Source organism: Methanonatronarchaeum sp. AMET-Sl (assembly GCF_029854155.1).
In the GTDB taxonomy this organism is placed as follows: Archaea; Halobacteriota; Methanonatronarchaeia; order Methanonatronarchaeales; family Methanonatronarchaeaceae; genus Methanonatronarchaeum.
This window is the reverse complement of the sequence record NZ_CP122958.1, coordinates 1,357,152-1,382,326: the sequence shown is the minus strand read 5'-3', so window position 1 is coordinate 1,382,326 and position 25,175 is coordinate 1,357,152. Positions and strand designations below refer to the sequence as shown.

Annotated in this window: 26 protein-coding genes, 1 tRNA gene and 1 pseudogene; 19 read left to right on the top strand and 9 right to left on the bottom strand. The window is 34.7% G+C overall.

The window, feature by feature from the left end; translation table 11 throughout:
• Window positions 1-86 precede the first annotated feature (86 nt).
• Both QEN48_RS07100 and QEN48_RS07095 read left to right on the top strand, forming a co-directional pair.
• Window positions 87-842: a ZIP family metal transporter gene (locus QEN48_RS07100; RefSeq protein ID WP_280108206.1), complete on the top strand. Its 756-nt coding sequence runs from the start codon at window positions 87-89 to the stop codon at window positions 840-842.
• Between the two features lie 635 nt (window positions 843-1,477).
• A complete protein-coding gene (locus QEN48_RS07095) occupies window positions 1,478-2,593 on the top strand; it encodes an ATP-grasp domain-containing protein (RefSeq protein WP_280108205.1) in 1,116 nt (371 codons plus the stop codon).
• Window positions 2,594-2,641: 48 nt separating this feature from the next.
• Here the strand turns inward: QEN48_RS07095 and QEN48_RS07090 are convergent, their stop codons facing one another.
• Window positions 2,642-3,874, bottom strand: coding sequence for a proteasome-activating nucleotidase (locus tag QEN48_RS07090; RefSeq protein WP_280108204.1), 1,233 nt, complete (start codon window positions 3,872-3,874; stop codon window positions 2,642-2,644).
• A 71-nt stretch (window positions 3,875-3,945) separates the two neighbouring features.
• On the opposite strand from QEN48_RS07090, the gene QEN48_RS07085 reads away from it, so the two are divergent.
• Window positions 3,946-4,359, top strand: a complete 414-nt coding sequence (locus QEN48_RS07085; protein WP_280108203.1) for a multiprotein bridging factor aMBF1 — start codon at window positions 3,946-3,948, stop codon at window positions 4,357-4,359.
• A 241-nt stretch (window positions 4,360-4,600) separates the two neighbouring features.
• Here QEN48_RS07085 and QEN48_RS07080 read toward each other — a convergent pair whose 3' ends face one another.
• Window positions 4,601-5,386, bottom strand: coding sequence for a twin-arginine translocase subunit TatC (locus QEN48_RS07080; protein ID WP_280108202.1), 786 nt, complete (start codon window positions 5,384-5,386; stop codon window positions 4,601-4,603).
• A gap of 377 nt (window positions 5,387-5,763) precedes the next feature.
• Between QEN48_RS07080 and pyk the strand changes: the two genes are divergently transcribed.
• The gene (gene pyk / locus QEN48_RS07075) at window positions 5,764-7,170 is read left to right on the top strand and encodes a pyruvate kinase (RefSeq protein WP_280108201.1); all 1,407 of its coding nucleotides are present in this window, start codon (window positions 5,764-5,766) and stop codon (window positions 7,168-7,170) included.
• A 102-nt stretch (window positions 7,171-7,272) separates the two neighbouring features.
• Here the strand turns inward: pyk and QEN48_RS07070 are convergent, their stop codons facing one another.
• Entirely contained in the window at window positions 7,273-7,428 is a 156-nt protein-coding gene (locus QEN48_RS07070) for a hypothetical protein (protein WP_280108200.1), read from the bottom strand.
• Window positions 7,429-7,680: 252 nt separating this feature from the next.
• Between QEN48_RS07070 and QEN48_RS07065 the strand changes: the two genes are divergently transcribed.
• The 8 genes from QEN48_RS07065 to QEN48_RS07030 all read left to right on the top strand — a co-directional run bounded on the left by QEN48_RS07065 (window position 7,681) and on the right by QEN48_RS07030 (window position 14,183).
• Window positions 7,681-7,785: transfer RNA gene (locus QEN48_RS07065), tRNA-Met, on the top strand.
• Between the two features lie 226 nt (window positions 7,786-8,011).
• Complete coding sequence (locus QEN48_RS07060) at window positions 8,012-8,617, top strand: TIGR00296 family protein (protein ID WP_280108199.1); 606 nt, start codon at window positions 8,012-8,014, stop codon at window positions 8,615-8,617.
• Window positions 8,604-9,914, top strand: coding sequence for a dihydroorotase (gene pyrC, locus QEN48_RS07055; RefSeq protein WP_280108198.1), 1,311 nt, complete (start codon window positions 8,604-8,606; stop codon window positions 9,912-9,914). Before QEN48_RS07060 ends, pyrC begins: the two co-directional genes overlap by 14 nt.
• Complete coding sequence (locus QEN48_RS07050) at window positions 9,868-10,269, top strand: toprim domain-containing protein (RefSeq protein WP_280108197.1); 402 nt, start codon at window positions 9,868-9,870, stop codon at window positions 10,267-10,269. Before pyrC ends, QEN48_RS07050 begins: the two co-directional genes overlap by 47 nt.
• Before the next feature lie 284 nt (window positions 10,270-10,553).
• Window positions 10,554-11,510, top strand: coding sequence for a hypothetical protein (locus QEN48_RS07045; RefSeq protein WP_280108196.1), 957 nt, complete (start codon window positions 10,554-10,556; stop codon window positions 11,508-11,510).
• Entirely contained in the window at window positions 11,500-12,477 is a 978-nt protein-coding gene (locus QEN48_RS07040; protein ID WP_280108195.1) for a methionine synthase, read from the top strand. Before QEN48_RS07045 ends, QEN48_RS07040 begins: the two co-directional genes overlap by 11 nt.
• A gap of 31 nt (window positions 12,478-12,508) precedes the next feature.
• Window positions 12,509-13,426 (top strand): malate dehydrogenase, encoded by a 918-nt coding sequence (locus QEN48_RS07035; protein WP_280108194.1) that lies wholly within the window; start codon window positions 12,509-12,511, stop codon window positions 13,424-13,426.
• A gap of 4 nt (window positions 13,427-13,430) precedes the next feature.
• Window positions 13,431-14,183, top strand: coding sequence for an MBL fold metallo-hydrolase (locus tag QEN48_RS07030; RefSeq protein ID WP_280108193.1), 753 nt, complete (start codon window positions 13,431-13,433; stop codon window positions 14,181-14,183).
• A 75-nt stretch (window positions 14,184-14,258) separates the two neighbouring features.
• On the opposite strand, the gene nikR is transcribed toward QEN48_RS07030, so the two are convergent.
• Complete coding sequence (gene nikR, locus QEN48_RS07025) at window positions 14,259-14,675, bottom strand: nickel-responsive transcriptional regulator NikR (RefSeq protein WP_280108192.1); 417 nt, start codon at window positions 14,673-14,675, stop codon at window positions 14,259-14,261.
• A 220-nt stretch (window positions 14,676-14,895) separates the two neighbouring features.
• Between nikR and thyX the strand changes: the two genes are divergently transcribed.
• Both thyX and QEN48_RS07015 read left to right on the top strand, forming a co-directional pair.
• On the top strand, window positions 14,896-15,771 hold the full coding sequence (gene thyX / locus QEN48_RS07020; RefSeq protein WP_280108191.1) for an FAD-dependent thymidylate synthase: 876 nt from the start codon (window positions 14,896-14,898) through the stop codon (window positions 15,769-15,771).
• Between the two features lie 242 nt (window positions 15,772-16,013).
• The gene (locus QEN48_RS07015; protein WP_280108190.1) at window positions 16,014-16,376 is read left to right on the top strand and encodes a CBS domain-containing protein; all 363 of its coding nucleotides are present in this window, start codon (window positions 16,014-16,016) and stop codon (window positions 16,374-16,376) included.
• Window positions 16,377-16,466: 90 nt separating this feature from the next.
• Here the strand turns inward: QEN48_RS07015 and QEN48_RS07010 are convergent, their stop codons facing one another.
• Entirely contained in the window at window positions 16,467-17,228 is a 762-nt protein-coding gene (locus QEN48_RS07010) for an ArsR family transcriptional regulator (RefSeq protein WP_280108189.1), read from the bottom strand.
• Window positions 17,229-17,467: 239 nt separating this feature from the next.
• Between QEN48_RS07010 and QEN48_RS07975 the strand changes: the two are divergent.
• Window positions 17,468-17,578: pseudogene (locus QEN48_RS07975) on the top strand (MTH865 family protein); the annotation flags it as partial.
• 76 nt (window positions 17,579-17,654) lie between these two features.
• Here the strand turns inward: QEN48_RS07975 and QEN48_RS07005 are convergent.
• The 3 genes from QEN48_RS07005 to QEN48_RS06995 form a co-directional block, all read right to left on the bottom strand.
• Entirely contained in the window at window positions 17,655-18,242 is a 588-nt protein-coding gene (locus QEN48_RS07005; protein ID WP_280108188.1) for an HD domain-containing protein, read from the bottom strand.
• An 8-nt stretch (window positions 18,243-18,250) separates the two neighbouring features.
• Window positions 18,251-19,123: an ARMT1-like domain-containing protein gene (locus tag QEN48_RS07000; RefSeq protein WP_280108187.1), complete on the bottom strand. Its 873-nt coding sequence runs from the start codon at window positions 19,121-19,123 to the stop codon at window positions 18,251-18,253.
• A 144-nt stretch (window positions 19,124-19,267) separates the two neighbouring features.
• Window positions 19,268-19,519, bottom strand: coding sequence for a winged helix-turn-helix domain-containing protein (locus QEN48_RS06995; RefSeq protein ID WP_280108186.1), 252 nt, complete (start codon window positions 19,517-19,519; stop codon window positions 19,268-19,270).
• Window positions 19,520-20,067: 548 nt separating this feature from the next.
• Between QEN48_RS06995 and glyA the strand changes: the two genes are divergently transcribed.
• From glyA to QEN48_RS06975, 4 genes are all read left to right on the top strand, one after another.
• Complete coding sequence (glyA, locus tag QEN48_RS06990; protein ID WP_280108185.1) at window positions 20,068-21,348, top strand: serine hydroxymethyltransferase; 1,281 nt, start codon at window positions 20,068-20,070, stop codon at window positions 21,346-21,348.
• Window positions 21,345-21,998 carry a phosphoserine phosphatase SerB gene (gene serB / locus QEN48_RS06985; protein ID WP_280108184.1) on the top strand — a complete coding sequence of 218 codons (654 nt, stop codon included), beginning with the start codon at window positions 21,345-21,347 and terminating at the stop codon, window positions 21,996-21,998. The genes glyA and serB overlap by 4 nt, the downstream gene beginning before the upstream one ends.
• Complete coding sequence (locus QEN48_RS06980) at window positions 21,992-22,870, top strand: coiled-coil protein (RefSeq protein ID WP_280108183.1); 879 nt, start codon at window positions 21,992-21,994, stop codon at window positions 22,868-22,870. The genes serB and QEN48_RS06980 overlap by 7 nt, the downstream gene beginning before the upstream one ends.
• A gap of 316 nt (window positions 22,871-23,186) precedes the next feature.
• A complete protein-coding gene (locus QEN48_RS06975) occupies window positions 23,187-24,293 on the top strand; it encodes a Xaa-Pro peptidase family protein (RefSeq protein WP_280108182.1) in 1,107 nt (368 codons plus the stop codon).
• 19 nt (window positions 24,294-24,312) lie between these two features.
• On the opposite strand, the gene QEN48_RS06970 is transcribed toward QEN48_RS06975, so the two are convergent.
• Window positions 24,313-25,164 (bottom strand): hypothetical protein, encoded by an 852-nt coding sequence (locus QEN48_RS06970; protein WP_280108181.1) that lies wholly within the window; start codon window positions 25,162-25,164, stop codon window positions 24,313-24,315.
• Between the last annotated feature and the right edge of the window lie 11 nt (window positions 25,165-25,175).

Genomic DNA, 25,175 nt, shown 5'->3' with positions numbered 1-25,175 from the left:
CTAAAATAAACGAAGATACATTAGAACTATTATAATTTTGGAAGAATAAGTCTAACAAAAACAATTAGAGGGAAGTTGAAATAATAATGATCGATTATGTTCTCACCATTACAGTTATAGGTTTATTAAGCGGCGTTTTAGGCACTGCCTCAGGCGGTTTATTTGTTGTTTTATTTAAGAAAATTGAGGAACGTAGTTTAAGTATATTACTGGGTTTTTCAGCAGGTGTGATGGTTGCAATAACCTTCATGGAATTAATTCCTGAATCAATAGAAGAAGGATCGTTATTTACTGCTTTAATAGGGATAGTTTTAGGTATTGGAATCATAGGGTTTTTAGATTTGAATTTCCCTCATAAACATTTTTCTTTTGATTTTAATGGGGGTATAGAGAAAGTGAAGCAATTGAAGACTGGGTTGCTTCTTAGTATCGGTATTGCTATGCATAACCTGCCTGAAGGAGTGGCTATAGGTACAGCTTTTCTTGTAAATTTCGAAGTCGGTGTAACTTTAGCAGTTTTAATGGCTATCCATAATTTCCCCGAAGGAATGGCAGCTGCAACCGCCATGGGTGTTGGCGGAATAAAAAACTCTAAAATATTGATTGTCACTGCTTTAGCGGGTGTTCCAATGGGCATTGGAGCTTTTTTAGGAGGTTTATTAGGAGGTGTGTCAGAGATAGCGCTTTCACTTGGACTTGGTTTCGCTGGAGGTGCAATGTTATACATTGTATTCGACGAACTAGTTCCAGATTCACATCGAAGAGCCACAGGACATACAGCAATAATCGGTATTTTATCAGGAATAGTAATCGGAATCGCATTCATAGGATTACTCCACTAACCAAAAACCACAATAAACCCCAAATAGAAACCTGTTCAAATTAAACCTCTTTTTTATCATTTTAATATTTATCTTAAAGCAGGCCTAACCCCCTTTCCTTTAGGTCTAGTAGGATTTCACTTGAGTGTCTATAGTGCATTTAAAGATAGATAAGCTAAAGAGATTGATTTTGAAAGAAACTTAAATGGATGATTAAATCGAGTATTTTTAGGGAATATATAAGTATTAAGAAGTGTTATTCCAGTTTGGAGTGGTATATTAATGTCAAATAACGGTAGTATTGCATTTTTTTTGTTTTTGGTTCTTTTGTTCGTATTCATGATATTTATGGTGTTTTTCGTACTTCCCCAAATCTAAATCAATTATTTTAGTATCAAAAGTATTTGGAGAAATACTTTTATTGGAAAATATTTATTAATGCATAAAATTTAATTGAAAAACTATATTTGATATATCGTTTTAGCCTTTTTATGAGTTTGAGGATTGTAATCTCCTTCTTCTTTTTAGGGAGTGAAAGATGTCACATCTATCTTGATTTCTTATTGAATAGTTATTTTTTTAGTTTTTAGTTTTGGGTATATGTAGTTTGTTTTTTTGGCGAAAAACTAAAACTGTTTTAGAAATATTTGTTGGTTATGTCTGTTTTAATAGTTGGAGGAGGTTTACAGGGATTTGAACTCTGTTATCTTGCTGATAAATCTGGTAGAAAATCATGTATAGTTGATAAAAAACCAAATCCTATAGCTCGTTCTATTTCAAATGATTTTATTAGAATGGATGTTATTAAGGATTTTAAGGATTTTATTAGTTTGTCAGAGGAGTTTGAATATATAATTCCTGCAACTGAAAATCGAGAAACATTGAAGCATTTAAACCGGAATAAAAATAAATTGGATTCGGAGATATTGTTTGATTTTGATTGTTTTTTAGAGATGTCAGATAAAAAAAATATGTATGATGTTCTTTCTCAATATGTAGAAGTTCCATCTTCTATCGATAGTTCCAAACCTCCTTGGATTGCAAAACCCATTTATGGTAGTGGTAGCCAGGGTGTTAAGAAAATAAGAAATAGAGATAAAGTAGAGGAACTTGGTTCAAGTTACATCGTTCAGAACTATATTGAGGGGAAACATTACAGTACAGAAGCGATCACAAAGGATGGAAATATCTATGAGTATCTCACTACCATTCTGGAGTTTGATGATAACTACGGTTGCTGTAGAATAATATGTAATCCAGAAATACAAGAAGAAATTTTATCCGCTCAAAATAAGATTATCCATTCTTTATCTACAGAGCTAGATATAGATTACTTATTCGATATTCAGACAGTTAGAGAAAAGGAAACTGATGAAACCTATCTTATAGAAGTGAATACAAGGTTCCCTAGCCAGACTCCAATTGCTGTTTATTGGGCAACTGGGATCAATCTGCTAGAAGAGATGATAGAGCCAAGTAGTGAAAACAAAATCGGGGTTAGAGATAAACAAGGGAAGAATCAATTTGAAGTTTTGCCTACTGTTTTTGAACACTTTCAGATTGGTAGTGATGTCAAATATATTGGTGAGATAAATCTACTTAAATCTAAAAACTTTAGGCAAAAAGATTTTGATTATTGTGAAGAACTATATCTCGGTAAATTAAGTTCAGGGGAAACTGTTGGTACAGTAATCTTTAATTCAGAAACTATGGATCAATTGATGGATGAAAGAGATTTATTTTATTCAGAAATTAAAAAAAAGGTTAAATAATTGGGTATAACCCCCTACTTCAGTTTTTTTGGTAGGGGGGATTAGTTTTTAAGCAAACATAAGGCCTTCTGTTGACCCACTTATCTCGTCATTTGGGGCACTTCCCTTGACTTTATCGACTGCTTTTACGAAGTCCTCCATTTTTATGTAATCTCTGTCTTCTCTTATTGCCAACATCCCTGCTTCCGTTGTAACAGCTTTTATATCGGCGCCTGAACTTCCTTTTGTCAAACTTGCTAGCTCATCGATACTTATGTCATCAGATAAGTTCATGTTGCGTGTGTGTATTTTGAATATCTGTTTTCTTGCTTCAAGTTCGGGTAGTGGTACCTCTATTAATCTATCGAATCGACCTGGCCTTAATATGGCTGGATCAAGTATGTCTGGTCGGTTTGTCGCGGCTATTATTTTTGTTTCTCCGCGTTTATCGAATCCATCCATCTCTGAAAGCAATTGCATTAATGTTCTTTGAACTTCCCTATCTCCTGAGGTGGAAGATTGTTGTCTTTTTGCTCCTATTGCGTCTAATTCATCTATGAATATTATGCTTGGGCTTTTTTCTTCAGCGAGTTTGAATACCTCTCTGACTAGCCTTGCTCCTTCTCCAATGTATTTCTGCACTAACTCACTACCAACTATTTTTATAAAGCTTGCATCTGTTTTCTGAGCGACTGCTTTAGCCATTAATGTTTTACCGGTTCCTGGAGGGCCATATAATAGTATTCCTTTTGGTGGCTCCACCCCGATTTTTGTGAATTTATCTGGACAGGTGAGGGGTAGTTCTACCGTTTCTTTAAGTTCCATTAATTGTTCTTTAAGTCCACCAACATCTGTGTAAGTTATGTCTGGTGATGAAATTACTTCCATTCCATAGACGCTGGGGTCTTTTGAGGAGGGTAATCTCTCTACAACTCCTAGTGATTGTTGGTTTAATGAAACTCTTGTACCCGGCTGTATTTCATTATCATCGATTATGTTGGACCCGTCTACTACGAATTTTGGTCCAGTTGTACTTTTAACTACAATTTTATCGTCATTTAATACATCTAGGATAGTTCCAACCACCAATGGTGGTTTTTTCATGCGTTCAAGCTCGCTTTTAAGTTTCCTAACTTCTCTCTTAAACTTGATTTTTTTATCTTCTTCATCCTTCATTCGACTTTCTACATCTTCTTTCTCGTTTTTAAGTTCATCATATTTATTTTCAAGTTGTTGAACCCTGTCAAGCAGATATTTATGGAAGTTATCCATGTCTTCTTTGTTTCTCTCTTCGTTCCCCATTTTCGATTCCCGGGGAAAACTTAAGGTTTTCAGACATATATTTTTGTTGCAGTTCTCTGGTGGCAATTAAAATGCAGTGTGAAATATGTGGAAAAGATGCTGATACTGCCGTGAAGGTGCGTATAGAGGGATCTGAGATGATGGTTTGCTCTAACTGTAAAACCTTGGGTCAAGAAGTTAAGAAAAAACCTGAAAAACCAAAGAAAACAACTAAAAAAACTACTAAAAAACAGAAAATATCCGTGAAGAGGGAAAAATCTCCACAAAGAAAGAGTGTTTATGACGAGATGGATCAAATTATCCCTGAATACGGTAGTTTAATTAGGAACGCTAGGGAGGAAAAGGGACTTACCCAAGAAGAGCTAGCTGATAAAATAAATGAAAAAAGCTCAATTATCAGTAAACTTGAAAACGAGAAAAAACTCCCAGAAGAAAAAGTCATAAAAAAACTTGAAAGTTTTCTGGAAATAAAATTAAGAGAATAAACAAACGGTAAACAAGAAACCTTTTATTTTTTTTAATTCAGCGTTAGCTGTTTTTACGCAAAATCAACTAAAAACCAATAAAATATACATAGGTTTACCTATTTTGGCAGAAAAAACACTTGCCTTAGTATGTAGACTTATGTAGATTGACATCCTCTTCTCCCTAAAGGAATGGAGGTAGGGTTTTTAGCCCTGTTTTAGGATAAATGGTGAATATTGGAAGTTAATTATTGAATGATATCTAGTCTACAGTTTTTGATAGTCGGGCTGTTCTTCTTTTCTCAGCCCATTTAGCTGCAATTAAGCTTACCTCGAAGAAAAGAAACAGTGGTAAGGCAACCATAAATTGAGTTATTATTGTTGGTCCTGTTATGAATGCAGATAGTATAAGTATTATTACGTAGATGAGTTTTCTTTTTGCTTTTATTGATTCATAACTCATTAACCCCGACCTTATCAAGAGGTTCAGAAATATAGGCATTTGAAATGTTAATCCAAAACCTATTACCAGGAGAGCTACTAGTTGTATAAACTTACTTATTGTGTAGGTTATACGCATATCGGGGTCAACCATCTCGGTCATTAAAACAAGTGCTTCAAACGTTAGTGGAGCCATTAAAAACCATGCATAAGCAGCTCCTATACCAAATAAGACCACTGAAAGTATTGCAAGGGTGAATACCTCTCGTTTGGTAAAGTTTAAGCCAACATTTATTCTCTCGATTCTTTCATCTATAGCTTGATAGATATAATGAAGAATCAATGGAAGAGTAACTATCAAACCGAATAAGAAACCAAGTTTTATCTGAACTACAACAAGTTCCAAAGGCCCGATATAAATAACTTCAACGTTATTCTCAACCATAGAAAGCATCTGTGTTTCAATTATTGAAATAGCAGGATAGGTGAGTAAGTATCCAATAGAGGAAGCTACAGCAGCAACTATCAAGATTTTTAGAAGGTTACCCCTAACGCCCTTAAGAACTTCATCAATCTCTTCCAGAGTCTGTTGATACCCCTCAGACAAACTTCACTACCTCACAGAAACCATTTCTAAAGAATTTTCCTATAACTACAAATATATTTAGATTTCAAAGAAAACTTAGAACAAAATAATCCTCTTTATATAATAACCTATCCTACTAGTATCCACCAGTTTTATATACCTAAATTCAAAACCTAACTCCTATTTCAAGCTTAGTTTTAACTTAAACCACTAAATTTTGCAAACAATAGTAATTAATGTTATAAATTACCTCAAAAATTTGCTTATCTTGCCGACTCTCTTTTTGTATTGCTCCTTAAGGATTGAGAGTTAGTCTGAAAAAGTTAAATTAACCTAATGATAGATATTTAGATAGATCCTTTAATTTGGATTAAATTGGATAAATGGGATGGTTTCAGTTGACTAAAACTAAAATATTAGCTACGGTTGGGCCTTCAACGAATAAGCCGGATAAAATAAAAGCATTATGTAATGTGGGCGTTGATTGTTTTAGAGTAAACACTGCTTATGGCAACCGAAATGAATATTCCTATATTTATGATGTTGTGAGGGAGAGTACTGATGCACCAATTGTTTTTGATTTAAAAGGTCCTGAGGTAAGGTTGAATGGTGAGAAATCAAAAAACTTGGTTGTAGGTAGTGAGTTTGAAGTTGGTTTCAATAAAGACTATAGTTTTTATTTTAATCATGATTTTTATAATCAGATTTCTGTTGGTGATAGGGTTTATATAGATAATGGTGAGATTGAAACTGAGGTTGTAGAGAAGAAAATAGATTCAGTTATTTTAGAAAGTTTGGGAGAAGGCGTTGTTTATGATGGTAAAGGTATTAATTTCCCAGACCTTGAGGTTGAAACACCTACTTTTACAGAGCGAGATCGGAGTTTGATAAAACATGGTTTAGAACTCGGTGTTGATTATTATGCACTCTCATTTACTAGGAATAAACAGGATATAGTTAAACTTAAATCTATGTTGAATAATGAATCTGGAGTGATAGCTAAGATTGAGAATAAAAGAGGTTTGGAGAACTTCAAGGAGATTGTTGATATAGTTGATTGTGTTATGGTTGCAAGAGGGGATTTAGGTATTGAGGTCTCTCTTGAAAAAGTTCCATTAGCTCAGAAAAAAATGATTAAAATATCAAATAAACATGGCGTTCCAGTAATCACTGCAACCGAGGTCCTTGAATCTATGATCGAAAAACCAACCCCAACTCGAGCTGAAGTAAGCGATGCTGCAAACGCTATATTAGATGGAACCGATGCAATAATGTTGTCAGGTGAAACCTCTATAGGTAAATATCCTGTTAAATCTGTGAGAATGATTAAAAAAATTTCAAAAGAAATTGAGCCTGCAATAAAAAAAGAAATTAATGGAGTTAGATCTAAAAAAATACCAGAGTCTATAAGTAAAGCGGTATATCGTTTATGTCAAGACATGGATATCGACAAAGTAGTCGCCTTATCAAAAACAGGATATACCTCAAGAATGATAAGTCGTTTTAGAATAAAACAACCAATAATCACCGTCACCCCATACCACAGTGTATTTAGAAAACAGAAAATCGTTTACGGTGTACAGACAATACAAAAAAACTACCTTAACCAAAAAAACCCAATCTTGTATGTTGCAGGCGAATTGAAGAAAAAAGGCTACATCGATAGAGAAGACACCGTTCTATTTACATCAACTTCTAAAAAACCTTTAGACCAAGAAGGGGACAACATAATCGAAATACATAAAATAAACGAACTAAAACTAAATAAAACAAATAGAAAATATAATCGGCATGACCCAAGATAAAAGTCCTACCATATAGAGGGGATGGGGGAGTGGGGAAAAGGAAATATCTGGGTCATGCCTTAATTGAAGCAGTCTAAATAAACTTCTTTATATTATCCGTTGTTACTTTATCTCTATTATCTCAAGTTCATTTCCAAATTCAGTAGGAAAAACAATCGAGTTGTTGTTATGAACATTCTTTTTAAACTGACTGCTTCTATTGGGCTGTTGATATTCTCTAGCCCTACTAGCCAGTCTTTCAAAAGTTTCAGTCTTCATATGAATCAAGATATAATATACAACTAAACACCATTGCACTTTCCAAGGGAGATAACTGAAAGTAAAAAACTTAAAAAAACTTGTTCACAGATAATCTTCTTAACTTTTATAAAAAATTTGATAGAGCAATATAATACCCTTATTTCTTTAGGCCACTAAAGATCTCACTGAATAGCAATCATGGTATGGCCATCGAAAGGTTATTAGTGGTCGAAGGAAAATAAGAATACAGTTCATATGGCTTGTTGTTGTGCCGGGGTGGCTTAGCTGGTTAGAGCGCTGCACTCATAAGGAAACTACAGGCCAAGTTTTTCCTAAGACATGCAGAGGTCACGGGTTCGAAGCCCGTCCCCGGCATACCCTTTTTTACCATGATTTCTTCAATCAGAATATATGGTAGGTTTCCACATTATAAGTCAAATAACTTTTTCCTTTAATTGAATCTATTAAAACTAAGCGATGGTTAATTGAATGTATTAATCTATAACATGTGTTTTGAGGATTTTTTTTAGGGCCTGGATGGTTTTTGTATGGCAAAAGTTATCAAATTCAATCAAGATATATTTGTTTGTAGTGAGTTTCTATGTTAGATTTGGATGAAGCTGAGGTTGGAGTTAAGCTTGTGAGAGGTTGTATTGAATCAAAGTTAGTTAACGCTGAATTTGATTGGGATGAGTTAGATATACCATCTGTTTTTAATGAAAAAAGAGGTGTTTTTGTTACTATTCGTAAGGATGGTGATTTGAGAGGTTGTATCGGCCGTCCTTATCCGGAACAGGAGTTGAAACAGGCTTTGTTGGATTCTGCTATTGGTGCGGCTTTTAATGATCCTCGTTTTCCTGAGATGTCTAAAGAGGAATTTGAAAACTCTGTGATTGAAATTACTTTTTTAACTAGGCCTGTTGAGGTTGAAAAAAGTGGTAGGGATTTATTAGGGGAGATAGAGGTTGGTAAACATGGTTTGATAGTTAGTTCGGGGGCGCGTAGAGGTCTTTTATTACCGCAGGTAGCTGTGGAACATTCATGGGGGCCAATGGAGTTCTTGTCTGAAACATGTATGAAGGCTGGTTTATTACCTGATGCTTGGCTCGATCCAGATACAAAGGTGCAGAAGTTCAAGGGACAGATTTTTATGGAAGATAAGCCTGGTGGAGAGGTTAAGGAGATAGATATAGATGAAGGTTGTTAAAGGCGGTAAGATTTATTATAAAGGACGTTTAGTTGAAGCTGAAATTGGAATACAACAAGGTAAAATAACTAAAATAAAGAAAACAGGTCTTAAAGGAGATTTTATAGACGCTAGTGGGATGATTGTCCTTCCCGGCGCAATAGACATACATGTTCATTTTAGGGATATGGAGTTAAGTGATAAAGAAACATGGGAAACAGGCTCCAAAGCCGCAGCAGCCGGAGGCGTTACCACAGTCATTGAACAACCCAACACATCACCACCTACAGATTCTAAAAAGACATATATCAAGAAAAAAAAGAAAGCCAAATCAAGTTCATTTGTAGATTATGGTATAAATGGAGCTGTAGCAATTCATTCTGATATATCAGGCCTTTCCGATTTAGTTTCTGGTTTTGGAGAGACCTTTCTTGCCGGTGGAAACGACTTACATGTAAGGTATGAAGACCTAGATGGCTTATTAAAAGCAGTAGAGACTACAGACAAAGTTTTAACAATCCACGCAGAGGATGAAGAACTTGTTAAGAAAGGGTTAAAGAGATATAAAAAAACCAGGAAATCAAATTACCCAGACTCTAGGCCACCTAAAGCTGAAGAAAAAGCTGTTAAGATAACTCTAGAAAAATATAGAGAAAACGAGAACAAACCACCTCTTCATTTCTGCCACATAAGTTCAGCCAGAACATTAAAACATATTCCAGAAAAACCAACCGTCGAAGTCACCCCACACCACCTATTGCTAACTAAAACTGAAATCAACTCTAAAGGGAGTTACGTAAAAACAAACCCCCCAATTAGAGGTCGTAAAAACAGAGCTCAGTTATGGCAAGCCCTTAACTCAGGCAAAATAGATGTAATTGTTTCAGACCACGCCCCACATACCTACAACGAAAAGGAACAAGATTTCTGGAAAGCTCCATCAGGAGTTCCTGGAGTCCAAACAATGGTTCCACAACTAGCTTATCACGTTAAAAAAAGAAATTTATCACTTAAACGTTTCGTAACAACTTTATGTGAAAAACCAAGCGATATATTTGGTTTAGATAAAGGATATATACAAAAAGGAATGGACGCAGACCTAATATTCATGGATTTCAATGACATTACAAGAATAAAAAAGAACATGCTTTACAGCAAATGTGGTTGGACACCCTATAACGGACGTAGAGCAATATTCCCACAAAAAACAATGCTCAGAGGTAAAGTAATATATAAAAAATCTGGTTTTAGAGAAAAAATAGGTGAAGAGATTGAACAAGGAAATAGAAAAAGCCGAAAGAATACAAAAACTAATTAAAAGACTACGAAACGAAAAAAAAGTAATATTAGTCGAAGGAAAAAACGACCGTAAATCACTAAGAAATCTAGAAATTGACAACGAATTAATAACAGTCGCAGAAAACGCCCAACCATTATCAACAATCGCAGAAAAAATATCCAGAAAACATAACGAAGCAATAATACTAACAGATTGGGACCCACATGGAGACAAACTCTCAAAACAACTACATAAAGTATTAGAAAGATATGGAGTCACACCAAACGACATCTATCGAAGAAGACTGAAAGCAATGTTACTAAAAGAAATAAACGACGTCGAATCCCTCTACCAATTCCTAAACAACATAAAAAAACAATACAACTTAAAATAAACAAAAAAAAACAACTAACCAATATCAAATTATCTAGAGCTGGAGCTAATGCGTCTTCCTTTAAGTTTTAAAATAGAATACCCAACCCAACTTAACTATATATTTCTTGAGAGATAATGAGGTCATGCACCTACAGGATTTTTGTTTAACCCTGAAAATCAAACTGCCTATATAAGGTGACCAGAAACTATGTCAATTGAATAAAATAGTATATAACTTAGATATTCTGGATAACGACGGTAGTTTGAAAAACCTATATATTGTTTTATTAAGGAGGAGAAAACTTGACAGAATTAGTAACAACGAACTCGGGGTTTTTCCCCCGACCGGACTACTTAATCGATGCCTATAAAAAAACTGGCGGACTACAAAAAGAAGGTATGGCAGATGAAGTCAGGAAAGAATTGAGGGAAGAGATATCAAGTGCACGTAAAGAAATTGTTGAAATTCAAGAAAACGCAGAAACTGACTTGATAACTGAAGGCCAGCTCCACTGGGACGACCTACTCGCATATCCAGCAACCAAAATACAGGGTATCGAGATGGGTGGATTAATCAGATACTACAACACTAATAGGTTTTATAGAAGGCCATCTGTAAAATCTGATTTAAAAACCAGCGATATAGTTACCGAAGAATATAAAAAAACAGTTAAAATAACAGATAAACCGGTTAAACCAATCTTACCAGGTCCCTTAACATTCAGTGACCTACTGGAAAACCAGCACTATGACTCAGATGAAGAGATGATGGAAAAAATAACTGAAATCATCATCAATGAAATCCATAGGTTGGAGGAGGCTGGAGCCAAAACAATTCAAATCGATGAGCCATTTATAGCTACAACCGATAGAACACTTGATCTAAATCCTATAGAAAGAATTTATAATTCAATTGATATTGAACTACAGCTCCACACGTACTTTGGTGGAATAAAAGACATATACCCAAGTCTTTTAGATAAATGCGATTGTATTGGATTGGATTTAACGGATAATAACGAAAATTGGAGCGCTATAACAGAGTATGGAGTCGATAAGAACATTAACGCGGGAATTGTAACTGCAAAAAACACTAAAATAGAGTCTAAAAAATCTGTTGATAAAAAAATCGACAAGATATTAACCAATACCTCTCCAGAAAAACTCTACATAACCACCGATACAGGGCTAGATTTCCTTCCATGGAAAATAATGCTTGAGAAAATAAAGTTTTTAGGAAGTGACTTTAATGATCGATAAACTATTACCTACAACAATAATCGGTAGTTACCCAAAACCTAAATGGCTTAACCGAGTTAACGACCTCTATAAAGATGGAGAAGTTTCTAAAGAAGTTTTAAAAGAAGCTGAAGACGATGCCTGCCGGCTTATAATCAATGAACATCAAAGAGCAGGAATCGATATATTAAATGACGGTGAGATGCGGAGAGAAGAAATGGTAGAATATTTCGCTGAAATGATACCGGGCTACAAATTCCATGGACCTGTCAGAGTATGGGGCAACAACTATTTCAACAAACCAAGCGTAGTAGAAGAACTAAAAAATCCAGAACCAATGTTGGTTGATGAGTTCAAGTTCATGAAAAACGTAGTAAAAGAAAACTCCTACATAAAGGTCCCGATAACAAGCCCATACACAATCGCAGAATGGTCTTTCAACGAAGTATACAGCCGTGAAGAATTAATATATCGATTATCCGAAATAATAAACCGAGAAATTAAACTACTTGAAGAAGCAGGTGCTAAATGTATACAGATAGATGAACCAGCGCTTTCCACAAGGCCAGAAGACGTAGAAATAATAGAAGAAGCCATTAGAATTGTTACAAAGGGAGTTAACATAGATAAAATAATCATGCACGCATGTTACGGTGATTTCTCAACAATATACCCTGAAATCCTTGAATTCGATGTAGATCAATTCTCCCTAGAGTTTGCAAACAACGATTATGAATCACTAGAGATATTCAGTCAACATGAATTCACTAAAGAAATTGGATATGGATGTATAGATGTCCACAACCAAGAAATAGAGACTGTCGAGCAAATAAAACAAAATATAAAAAAAGGATTAGAGGTATTCAAACCAGAACAGATGTGGATAAACCCAGATTGTGGTGTAAAACTATTGCCAAGAGAAATAGCCTACCAAAAAATGGCAAACATGAACCAAGCCGCCAAAGAAATTCGTAAAGAACTAAAATAACACACTTTTTTACATAAATAATGGACCAAAAATGAAAATAACAGTTGTTGGAGTAGGAAACGTAGGATCAGCAGTATGCCAACGAATAGTTAACGGAGAAATCGCAAAAGAACTAATAATGCTAGACGCAATCGAAGGCCTAGCAAAAGGAAAAGCTCTCGACCTCCGCCACACAACACCAATCGATGGAGAAACCAAAATAAAAGGAACAACGAACTACAAAGAAACAAAAAACTCAGACATAGTAGTAATAACAGCAGGAAAACCAAGAAAAGAAGGAATGACAAGAGACGACCTAGCCAAAGAAAACTCAAAAATAATATCCCAAATATCAAAACAGATAGCCAAATACAGCCCCAACTCAAAAATAATAGTTGTAACAAACCCACTAGACCCAATGACCTGGAAAGCATACAAAGAAACCGAATTCCCCCGAACAAGAATCATGGGAATGGCTGGAGAACTCGACACAGCAAGATACGAAAAACTATTATCAGAAAAAACCGGAGTATCACCAGAAGACGTACATGGACTCGTAATCGGACCACACAACAAATCAATGATACCATTAACCAAAAACACAACAATCAGAGGAATACCAATAAACAAATTCCTAACAGAAAAACAAATCCAAGAAGTAATCAAAGAAACCAAAATAAGCGGAAAAAGAATCGTAAACCACCTACAAAACGGAAGTGCATACCACGCCCCATCCGCAGCAATATACAAAATGATAAAAGCAATCTCAAGAGATGAAAAAAGATTAATGAGCGTCTCCACAGTCCTCAAAGGAGAATATGGAATAGAAAACACAGCAATCGGCATACCAGTAATCCTAGGGCAATCAGGTATAGAAAAAATACCAAAAAAACACCTAAACAAACAAACCCAACAAAAACTACAACAAACAGCAAAAGAAATCAAAGAAACAACAAAAAACATAAACTAAATCAATGACAAAAATAACATTTCTTGGAACAGGATGGGCAATACCAACCAAAACAAGATCATCAACATCAATCCTCATCCAAACAAAAACAAACCAACAACCAAAAAACATACTAATAGACAGCGGAGGAGACATCGCACAAAAACTAACAAAAACAAACACACCACTAACCAAAATAAACCACATACTACTCACCCACGCACATACAGACCACATAGATGGCATACCAGGCCTATTACACGCCTCATGGCTATCAGGACAAAAACAAAACATCAAGATAACCAGCACGCCACAAGCGATACAGAAAATAAAAAAAATAATCAAAGCCCACCAATTCAACTTCCCATTCCAAATAGAATACCAAGAGATAACAGGCGAAGGAGTACTAGAAAACGGAGTGAAATACCGAGAAGTAAAACACAAAAACCAAGCACTCGCCTACCGATACAAAGACGTAACCTACTCAGGAGACACAAAACCATGCGAAAACCTAAACAAACTAGCTCAAAACACAGAACTATTGATACATGAAGCAACATTCCCAACAGGAGAAGAAAAAAAAGCCCACAAAACAGGCCACTCAACAGTAACAGACGCAATAAAGACAGCTATAAAAACATCAACCAAAAAACTAGCAATAATCCACCACAAACCAGAAATAGATATAAAAAAACAAATCAAAACAGCCAAACAAAAACTAGACACCAAAAAAATCAAAATAAAATCACCAAAAGACCTAGACACAATAAAAATCTAAAAAACACAAAAACAAACATATAAAATAATTAGAGGGACCCAAAAACCCCCTAACAAAACCAAAACCCAAAAAGATTTACTCTATCTCGTTATAAGATGTCATAACAAGCTTACCATGCTTAACACCCTTAGAACTAATCAATTTATCAGCAATCTCTTTTATCTTATCAGAATTACCCTGTATAGCAACAATCTCCATACAATTATCTTCATTTAAATGAAGATGCACACTTGAAAGAACGTTTGTAAAATCCTCATGTTGAAGTTGATTAAGTTTATCAGATATACCTCTAGTGTCATGAGAATAAACCAATGTCAAAGACCCAATAACCTCTTCATTGGAATACTCCAACTCATCCGTAACAAGAAAATCCCTAATTAAATCCCTAATCGCCTCAGACCGATTCGCATACATCTTCTCTTCAATCTTATCATCAAACTTCTCCAACAGCTTCGAATCAATTGAAACCCCAATCCTCATAGTATCCGACAAATTACCAACTCCAATTAAAATAAAATTCTATAATAATAAATAAGTTATCTCACACAACAAAAAACCAAACAAAAAACTAACCAAAAAACGAGCAAAAAGTAGATTAACAGCCAAATAAACCCATTGCCAGCAAAAACAACAAACAACTAAAAGAGACAGACAAAACCTATATCTAGAAAACAAAACAAAAACATAACAACTACTTTGGAGCAAGAATTCCATGAAGGTGACAATACTTAATTATACAGACAGCGGTGAGGAACTTTTAACAAAATGTGGGATGGCAACAACAACCGAAACTCCACCAAGCCAATACAAAATCAAAGATAAAGACGTAAACGAGTTTATGGAAATAAGCCGAGAAATGGAGCTTTCATCAGTATTCAATTTCCCAACAATAATCTACGAAGTCAAAGACGTATCACGTTCATTCACACACCAACACGTCAGACATAGAATGGCAGCACACATGCAACAATCCCTCAGATACACCGAAATAAACCCAAAAGACCCTTCCTTCATGATAACTCCCCCATCAATAACAAAAAAAGGAGTCGACCAAACGAAAGAATATATTCAAAACCAATTAAACGCCGCTCAAACATACAAAAACCTACTCAAAAAAGACATACCCCCAGAAGATGCACGTTTTGCATTACCAATAGGAGTTAAAACATTTCTAACCACAGCAATGAATGTAGAATCAATATTACATTACCTCAACGTACGTGCATGCATGGATTCCCAATGGGAAATCAGAGCCAATGCCTACACACTTTTAGCAGCATGTAAACTAATATACCCCAAAATATTCCAGAAAGCCGGACCCCACTGCATAACCGGAAGATGTAAAGGCAGAGGTAAAGGAAAATGCAAAAACCAAGCAAAAGAAACAATCAAAAAGATAGAAAACAAAATCAACAAAACAAAACCAAAATTCGAATCACTAAAAACCAACGAATCAATATCAATAGATCTAACTGAAATACTTGGATATGAAGCAAACCCCCAAACCGAAAAACAAATACAAAAAAAATTAAACATCGATAACATAAACCTCTCATTCAACGTAAAACTAGAAATACAAAAGAATTAACAACCTAAACAAAAACCCTCACCCTCAACAAACAAAAACCAAGGATAAACTAAGTAGGAGGTGGGGTAGTTGGCTTCGCGTGACATCCTCCTCTCCCTGAAGAGAAAGAGGTCTTAGCCCTGAGTAATGATAAAGAAACAACTTTTTTTAAGATAATTCTAAGAGGAAAGTTATTTGTCATATGTTTAAACATGATTAATTAGGTGATAAAGATGTTTGAGGGTGAAGTAAATGCAGAAGATATGATGGTTGATAGGAAAAACTTGATTACAGCTAGACCTGGTGATAGGGTAGCAGCCGTAATTCTGAGAATGATTAGGGATGGGATAGGAGGCGTTCCGATTACCGATGGGGATGAATGTGTTGGAATAGTAACGATGCGAGACATCATGTTCGCAAATTTCTATGGTGCGGGAGAACTTCCAATCTCAGAAATAATGACAAAAGATTTAGTTACAGTTTCCCCTGACGCCACTATGCTAGAAGTAATTCGATTAATGTTGGAGTATAAAATTGAGCGAGTTCCTGTGGTTGAAGAAGATGAACTGAAGGGCCTTATAGTTAGAAATAGTATTTTAAGGTCTATAAGCGATATAAATGAATAATTAATTAAAGATAATTATAGATTTGATATATAAGCCTATAACATAGCTTTAAATATATTAGGCTTTTTATTTTTTTTTGTTTTGGTTTTGTTATTTTTTACAGCTTTTTGAAATTAATCTAAGGCCTGAAATTACTCTTTTCCCTTTTGTTGTCATCCAGTACTCACCGCCTCTGTGTTTTTGAACTATGAATCCTTTGTCTCTCAGTTGGTTGAGGTGGAACATTAGGTTTCCTCCTTCTAGATTGACTATTTTTGATAGTTGGCTGAATGACTTGCTGTCGTTGGCGAGTGTGTTAAGTATTTTGAGTCTTGCTTTATTTGAAAGAGGGGATAATATTTCGTCAACGATTTCATCTTCGATTTCTTCACCATTGTATTTGATTTCTCCTTTTATTTCATCAGTGTGTAATTGTTCAATGAATTTGATTTCTTCATCCACCATATCTATAACCATATCGAAACAGTTTTCACATTTTTCGTATGGCATTTCTTCTTCAAGTTCTTGTAGTTCTTTTTTCTTTGTTTCTGTTAATTTCTTGATTTCTTGTATTTTTTGTTCTTGAAATTCGTTGTATAGTTCTTTAAATGCATCTGAAAATTCTTTTAAGCACATTTCTCTTAGATCGCATTCTTTAGGTAGTTTAAGTTCTATTATTTGGTTTATTTCACAGTTTCTTTTGTTAGCTATTGGTTTTATGCATCTATCAGATAGTATTTCGTCGAAGATCTGTTTTATATCGTTTCTTGTTCGTTGTCTATATGCTTGTATTTCGTTTTTAATTTCATGAATCTCTTTTTCTATTTTGTCCAACTGTCCTTCAGTTTCGAGTTCTCTATCTGAAGTTTTCATTTCAGATCTTCTCAATATATTTTTGTTTATTTCAAAACAAATAACTTTACTAAATTTTTTTAACAATAAACTTCATATGAATAACTATTTTTTTTTGTTCGGTGCTAAAATGAAGATCGAAGAAGAAATAAGGCAACAATTAGTTGGAACACTAAAAAAAAGTTGATTTTCCTATATAAACACCCGAAAAACTTCTCAATGCCTTTCCTGAAGGAGCTGAAACAACATGCGCTGCTGGAAATATTGAAATAACAGCAGGTGAAGCAAGAGAACTATTAACAGAAAAAGACTTCCCGTTCGAAAACGCAGAAAAAGTCGCAGAAACAGTTTTAAACGCTGCAGATCTCTAACAAACCAATTATTTTTTATTTTTTATTTATTTTTTATTAATTAAAAAAATATTTTTTTTGGAAATTGATAATAGACTTACTTTAGTTCATTATATTTTTTCTTTATCTCTTTATACAGTTTTATACCTGTTTTTGTAGATATTTCAGATTCGGCGGTTGAAAAGAACTCATCTAAATCACCATTAATCGGTTTATTTGAATTCCCTAAATCTTTTTTCTCTTGGTATATAAGGGCCTGTAGACACATATCTATTAAGTCCATGTCTTTAACGAACAAAGCTTCTTTAGTTTTCTTTTCTTTATATTCGATGTATATCTCCATTATTTCTGGATCCAATTCAGCTTTAAGTTTCTTTAAAGCTTTTTTTTCCTTTTCTAATTTCTTTTTTAAATCTTTTTCGTCATTAATCTGTGACCTAGCTATATCGCCGGTTTCCGCTTCAATTATATCGTGAACCAATGACATTTTAAGGCATTTTACTAAATTAAGATCATTATGGAATAATAATGAGAGTATAGCTGTACCCCAAGAATGGTCTGCTACAGATTCAGGTTTTTCAATCCCTCTTAAAACCCAGCCTGCCCTATCTTCTTCTTTTAGTTGAAAAATAGTTTTTAAAGATTCAATCGATTCAACATCTATGTCTCTGATCATACTTACCATTAATTTTTTTACTTCTTACTTAGTTTAGCTATGTTGGAGCCAACTGGATATCCAATAGACTTAGATACAGGTTCACACTTAACTTTAAAAAGATATGCGATTGTGTATTGATCGTCAACTTCGGTTAAAGATTCATAATTAGCCATACCTTTACTTATGATGAGGTCTACGTCATTTAAGATGTCAAATGTTTTTTCTGAAAGATAATTGAAGTTTACTCCAACAGCTCTTTCACCAAGCTCAAAAATTCTATCCACTTTTTTATCTATACCAATTTCTCTAGCGTCATCGATAGTCATGTCATTAAAGATAGGTTCACCTCTTACTAAAAGAATTATTTCAGCCTTAGTAATTTTGTTTAGTTCCTCTATCAATAATGAATCGAAGAGAGCTTCTCCACAGTTGTCAAGTATGTAGGCGATTTTCTCACTTTCTTTAACAACTTCCTGAATTTCATCAGTCTCATCAACAGTTAGTTTTCCATCTACAATTTCTTTTTTAAACCTATCTTCAACTCCAACTTCAGCTTCATGACCCATGACACCGAAATCAAATGAGTTTGATACAATAGTTGAAAGAACAAGTTTTTCAAAACTATCTTTTATAACCTCATCTAGTTCGTTGATTACCTTTCTAGCTACACGGTTACTTAGGTCCTTTTTCTCTCTATAAATATCTCCATCATCCAACGATTTGTATACTGCACGATGTACTTCTGAAGAAATCAAATGGCCAGGCATTTCGAGATCTAACTCGGATTCTAAAATATCAAGTGCATTAGACATTGCTTCAAAACCGGTTTCTTCATTAACATCAGATAGTTCAATCTCATATCTTACTCTGTTCAGCAAACAGGGAACACAATCTAACTCAATTTTCATAATAAACCACCAAAACTCAAAAGAAAATAAACCTAAATAAACTTTCACCTAATGAAAAAAAAGGTATTTCAATTATTTATAGAAAATAACTTTTTAATGGGAATATAATGCCGTTTATTAGTTCACTTTATGTTCTATTGTTATCTATTCTTCAGCTGTATCAAAATGGTTCCTCATGTATTTTTGATATACTCTTTTTCCTTTTTCAGTGATTTTGAATTGATTGAATTCATTTCCTTTTCCCTCTCTGACTTTTTCGATAAGATTTTCTTTATCTAAATTATCGAGTGTTTTTTCTAGGGTTTCTTCATTTAGATTCGTTCTTTTCTCTAATTCTAGAAATGTTAGGTCATTGTAGTTTAGAGCCCGTAATATGGTTTCTTTATTCTTTTCCATTTTAATCATCATTTTTTAGATAAATTTCATCAATAATGTATGGCTTTAGCTATTTAACCAAATGGTGAATTTATGTAGAGTATAGAGATCTATTTACTGGTCTATTTTGCGATATGTTTTAAAACATATTAATATCTTTGTTTTACATTTGTGAAAGTTTGTAAAACCAGTAAGCTCTCTCCTCATTAGAGAGAGGGATAAATGGACTTTCTCAAAAAGAAAGTTTATGTATATAATAAAAAATCTTTTTTCAAAAATTAATTAGTTTATAGTTGATATGTTTTTAGGATTTGTTTAGAACAGTTTTATTTTTTTGGTTTCATCCTTTAAATTCAAGTAGGTTTGAGAGAGAAATGATAGGGGGTTTGTGTATACTGGTGATTGATGATATTGTTTGAAAAGCCTGTATACCTCTGTCTTTAAGTTGGGGAGGTTAAGTTTACCCTCTAAAGTCAGGCAGAGTGCCTCCGTCTTTGGGTGGAGGATTATGTCGAAAATGTCGTCATTGCCGGTGTTTTTGTAAGGCTTTGAAATTGAGGAGATAATTAATGGAATCTGAAGAAATTAAGTTTATAAGGAATAAGATTAGGGAGCATCACAACTGGTTTGATAGTTCGTTGCCTATGATAGCAAGTGAGAATGTTAGTTCACCTCTGACGAGGGAAGCAACTGCATCTGATCTTTCACATCGTTATGCAGAGGGGGATCCTGGTAAGAGGTTTTATGAAGGTTGTAAATATCTAGATGAAATTGAATTAAAAACTCAGGAACTTGCGGTTGAGGTGTTTGGCTCTGAAACTGCTGATGTTAGGCCGATTTCTGGTGTTTTAGCAAATTATGCTGCGTTTGATGCGCTTGCGGATTATGGGGACACCGTTATGTCTTTGTCTGTACCTAGTGGTGGACATATTTCCCATTCTAAGTTTTCAGCAGCTGGTTTGATGGGGTTCGATATACATGAAATACCTTTTGATGATGATAACTTGAATATAGATAGTGAAGAGATGTGTGAAATGATAAAGGAGTTAGAGCCGGAGCTTATTATATTAGGGGCATCGGTCATACCTTTTCCTCATCCAGTAAAAGAAGCCCGGGAGGTAGCAGATGAAACCGGTACTAGGATAATGTATGATGCGGCTCATGTTTTGGGTTTAATTGCTGGAAACAGGTTTCAAGACCCGGTTGCTGATGGGGTTGATGCTGTGACAGCAAGTACTCACAAAACTTTTCCAGGTCCGCAAGGTGGAATAATTCTCCATAAAAACCAGTTTGACAAAGATATCAGGCGAGCCGTTTTTCCGGGCACGACCAGTAATCATCATCTGCATCACATGGCTGGTCTTGGGATTACATTAGCAGAAATGAAGGAGTTTGGTGAAGATTACGCTAACCAAATAATTAAGAATGCTAAAAAACTAGGTAAGGAGTTATACAAACAAGGATGTGACGTTCTTGGGAGAGAAAAAGGATATACTAAATCACATCAATTGTTAGTCGATGTTTCAGAGAATGGTGGTGGCGCGACAGTTGCAAAAAAACTTGAAAACGCTAACATAATTGCTAACAAGAACATACTGCCATGGGACGATGTAAACAATACTGAAGAACCATCCGGAATCAGGTTAGGAGTGCAGGAATTAACTCGAATAGGAATGAAAGAAACCGATATGTCAGTAGTTGCTGAACTAATGTCAAGGATTATAGTCGAGGGAGAAAAACCTGAAAAAGTTAAAGAGGATGTAGAAGAATTTAGTGGTAAATTCAATGAAGTTCATTATTGTTATGATGGACGTTTAGGCGCATACGAATTTTCTGAGTTACAAAGGTGAAGGTGATTATAATCAAAGGACTGGTTGTCTTCGATTTAGATAGCACTTTAATAGATGCTGAGATAGTAGATGAACTTGGAGAGATATGTGGTAGAAAGGGAGAAATCGAAGACATAACCAGGAAGGCAATGGAAGGCGAGCTTAATTACGAAGAATCACTTAGACAAAGAGTTAAACATCTAGAAGGTATTCGCCGAAAAGACGTCAAAGAAACCGCCGATAAAGTTCCTTTAATGGATGGGGCTAAAAAAACAATACAAGAACTTCAAGAAATGGGCTACAAAACCGCAATAATCACTGGAAGCTTTAAAACCGCCGCCCAACACATTGGAAACAAACTAGGTATAGACATAGTAGTAGCCAATGAACTTGTCTATGAAGATGGATGTGCAACGGGCCAGGTTGAAGGGCCAGTAACAAAAAGCAATAGCAAAGGTAAAGTCTTAAAGAAGCTTTTAAGTGAACTTAAGATAACTAATAGTAGTAGCATCGTAGTTGGTGATGGTGCTAACGATCTTTCTATGTTTAAGGTTGCGGGCTATTCAATTGCATTTAACAGCAGCCCCATATTAACAAAAAAGGCTGATGTAGCCTTAAATGAAAAAGATCTAAGAAACGTTCTTTTAAAAATCAGGGATAATGTATGCTAGAGAGACTGTTAGAGAGAAAAGAGAATCTTGATGAAAAGGTTACTGAATTTCAAGAGAAAAGAGATGAGTACAACTCAAAGGCCAGTAAGTTCTCTTCTGAAAGAAATGAACTTAACGATAAAGCTAGAGAACAAGTTGAAAAAGCACAGGAATTCAAAGAAAAAAGAGACGAGTTAAACAAGAAAGTTCAGGAAAAAAAGAAAGAGCGAGAGCAACTGAACAAAAAAATCAGAGCAAAACACAACGAAATCGATGAAATCAAAAAAGAAATCGAATATAACGGTAAATCACCCGAAGAAGTAAAAAAACAGATTGAAGAACTTGAATTCGAACAGCAAACACAGGTATTAAGCAACGAAAGAGAACAAGAAATCATCGATCAAATATCAGAGCTAAGAAAACAATACAAAAAATCAAAAGAATCAATAGAACACAACGAAGAACTGAAAGAAAAAACCAAAGAACTCAATGAACTGAAAGAAAAAGCGTCAGTAGTACATGATGAGGTTAGAGAAGTCGCAGAAGAAGCACAAGAAAAACACAACAAAATGATCGAACATTTCGATAAAGCCGACGAAATACGAGCCAAAGCCGACGAAGCCCATCAAAAATTCATAGAAGCCCAGGAAAAAGCAAATTCCTACCACAACCAATTTATACAAGTTAAAAACGATTTAGACGACTTCAAAAAAGTCATAAAAGGACTTAAGAAAAACAAACAAAAAAAGAGAGCACAAAAACAACAAACAAAAAGACAGAAAAAAACAAACGAAGTCAAAGAAAAAGCCGAAGAAGTATATCAGAAATTCCAAGAAGGCGAAAAACTCGATACCGAAGACATCATGTTGCTGCAGAGAGCAGGCCTCGTATAAAGATATAGAACATTTGAACCAAAAAAGTAACCTTTTCCTTGCAGGTCGCAAACTCCATTTAGCTTGGAGAACAAATGCGACCAAACCTTTTTGTTTTAATAAATAAACCCCTAAAAATACCTATTTTTATCTCTAAAAAATTTTTATCTCTAAAAAAGAAAGAATTAACAATATAGAAAGAGCTATATTTAAATCAAAATACCTTTTTATAATAATGTTTTTAATTTATGACGATTATATTGGATATAAACTTCTTTTAAATATTCTTGTGGTCTAATATTGATTAATGTTGGATGTTAAAAAGGTGGTTTAAGTTATGGTTTTGGATTTATTGGAAGAAAAAGATTTAGATTGTTTATTAGTTTTTTCTGAATCTTATCATAATTCTAATATGTATTATCTGTCCTCTTTTTTAAGTGGCGATCCATTTGTTTATTTTAAGACTAAAGAAAAGGAGTGTCTTGTTGTACCAGGTATGGAGGTTGAGAGAGCTAGGGAGGACAGTGATATAGAGATATGTTCTTTATCGATGTTTGGAGAAGAACAGAATCGGTATTTAGGCGCTATTAAAAAACTTTTGAATGATTATGATTGTAATAAAATTGGGGTTCCAGATGAGTTTCCGGTGAAGATAAGTAAAAAACTCAGTGAGTTTGATTTATTTCCTATCGATCTATCTAAATTAAGAGATGTTAAAGATAACTGGGAGGTTGATTATATAGAAGGTGTTCAGAAAACGGCTGAATCAGGCATGGAGGTAGCTTTAGAGATTTTAAAAGAATCAGAATTAGTTGAAGGTAAGTTATTTTATAAAGATAAGCCTTTAACTTCCGATTACATTAGATATAAAATTAATATAGAGTTGTTGCGGAATAATTGTATCTCAATGGATACAATTGTCTCTTCTGGTAATGAGACAGCCAGTCCCCATAAACCTGGTTCAGGGGTATTAGATCCAACTCCAATAATAATTGATATATTTCCTAAAAACAGAGAAAACAGGTATTGTGGAGATATTACGAGAACTTTTTCTAAAACTAAAAACGAAAAAGCATATCAAGTCTATCAAGATGTACAAAAGGCTCAGGAAATTGGTTTTAAAGAAATAAAGAAGAATGGAGTAACAGGTGCAGTTGTGCATAATGCTGTTTGTGAATACTTTGAGAACAAAGGCTATGATACGCCTAGGACCGGTGGTGAGACAGGGTTTATCCATTCAACTGGCCATGGTGTTGGACTCGACCTACATGAACATCCAAGGCTCGGTAAAGGAGGTTCTGAACTAAAAAAAGGTCATGTTGTAACGATTGAACCAGGGATCTATGACCCCAGTTTTGGGGGAATCAGGATAGAAGACCTGGTTGTAATAACTGAAAAATCATTTAAAAACCTAACCAGCTTTGATAAGGAGTTCTATATCTAGTTTATGTTAATTATTTTTGTTAATCAATGATTTTGGGGCCGGTTAATGCTATTTTTGTTTCTATTAGTTCACCATGTTCTGAAATCAATTCCGGTTTTTCAAATGCAAAGATTGTTTGGCCTATCATCGCCATGCTAGCGTTTACTCCTTCACTTTTTAATTCGTCTAGGATTTTCTCGATTTTTTGTGGCGCTATACCTGTTTCCTTACTGAAATCCCGACCTAACTCAGTCATCTTGTTTAGTGTTGGTTTCTTTAATAGTTTTTTAAGTTTGTTTCGGCCTGAATAGTTTATTTTTTCGAGTGTTTTTTCGTCTTTTAATATTGAGGAGGTGTTTATTCTGTCTAATGTCGCTATGTATATCTCTCTATCTCTAGTTATAATACGGTCGGCTCCGCCTTTTCCGGGTGTGCCAGGCTTGGTGTTTATTGTGACTCCTTGTTGTAGTTGTGCTCCAACATCTCCTAAACCACTCATCAATTCTACTTCAGCGTGATGAGCAGTTCTTGCTAACCTGTTTATTGTGGTGGGTAGGTTAATTGCTTTTGAAACGGCTATAACACTTCCTAGGGCTTCGGCACCACTCATTCCAAAACCCATGCCGGTTGGAAGTTCATATTCATAACTAACATCAATTTTATACGTCCTGTCTTCTCTCTCTAACAGTTTTTTGATAGCTAACTCTCCTGTGCCACTACAATTAATTAATGTATCACTGGATTCTTCGATATTAACTTCGACGAATAAACCTTTATCTAGATTTATTCCAGCACCTGTAGAGCCGGTTTTATTTAATGAATTATTGATAAATGCCTCAAAGAAACATGATATATGTCCTGGGACCCATACTTTGCAGTGTAAATTAACCACCTCGGTTTTTG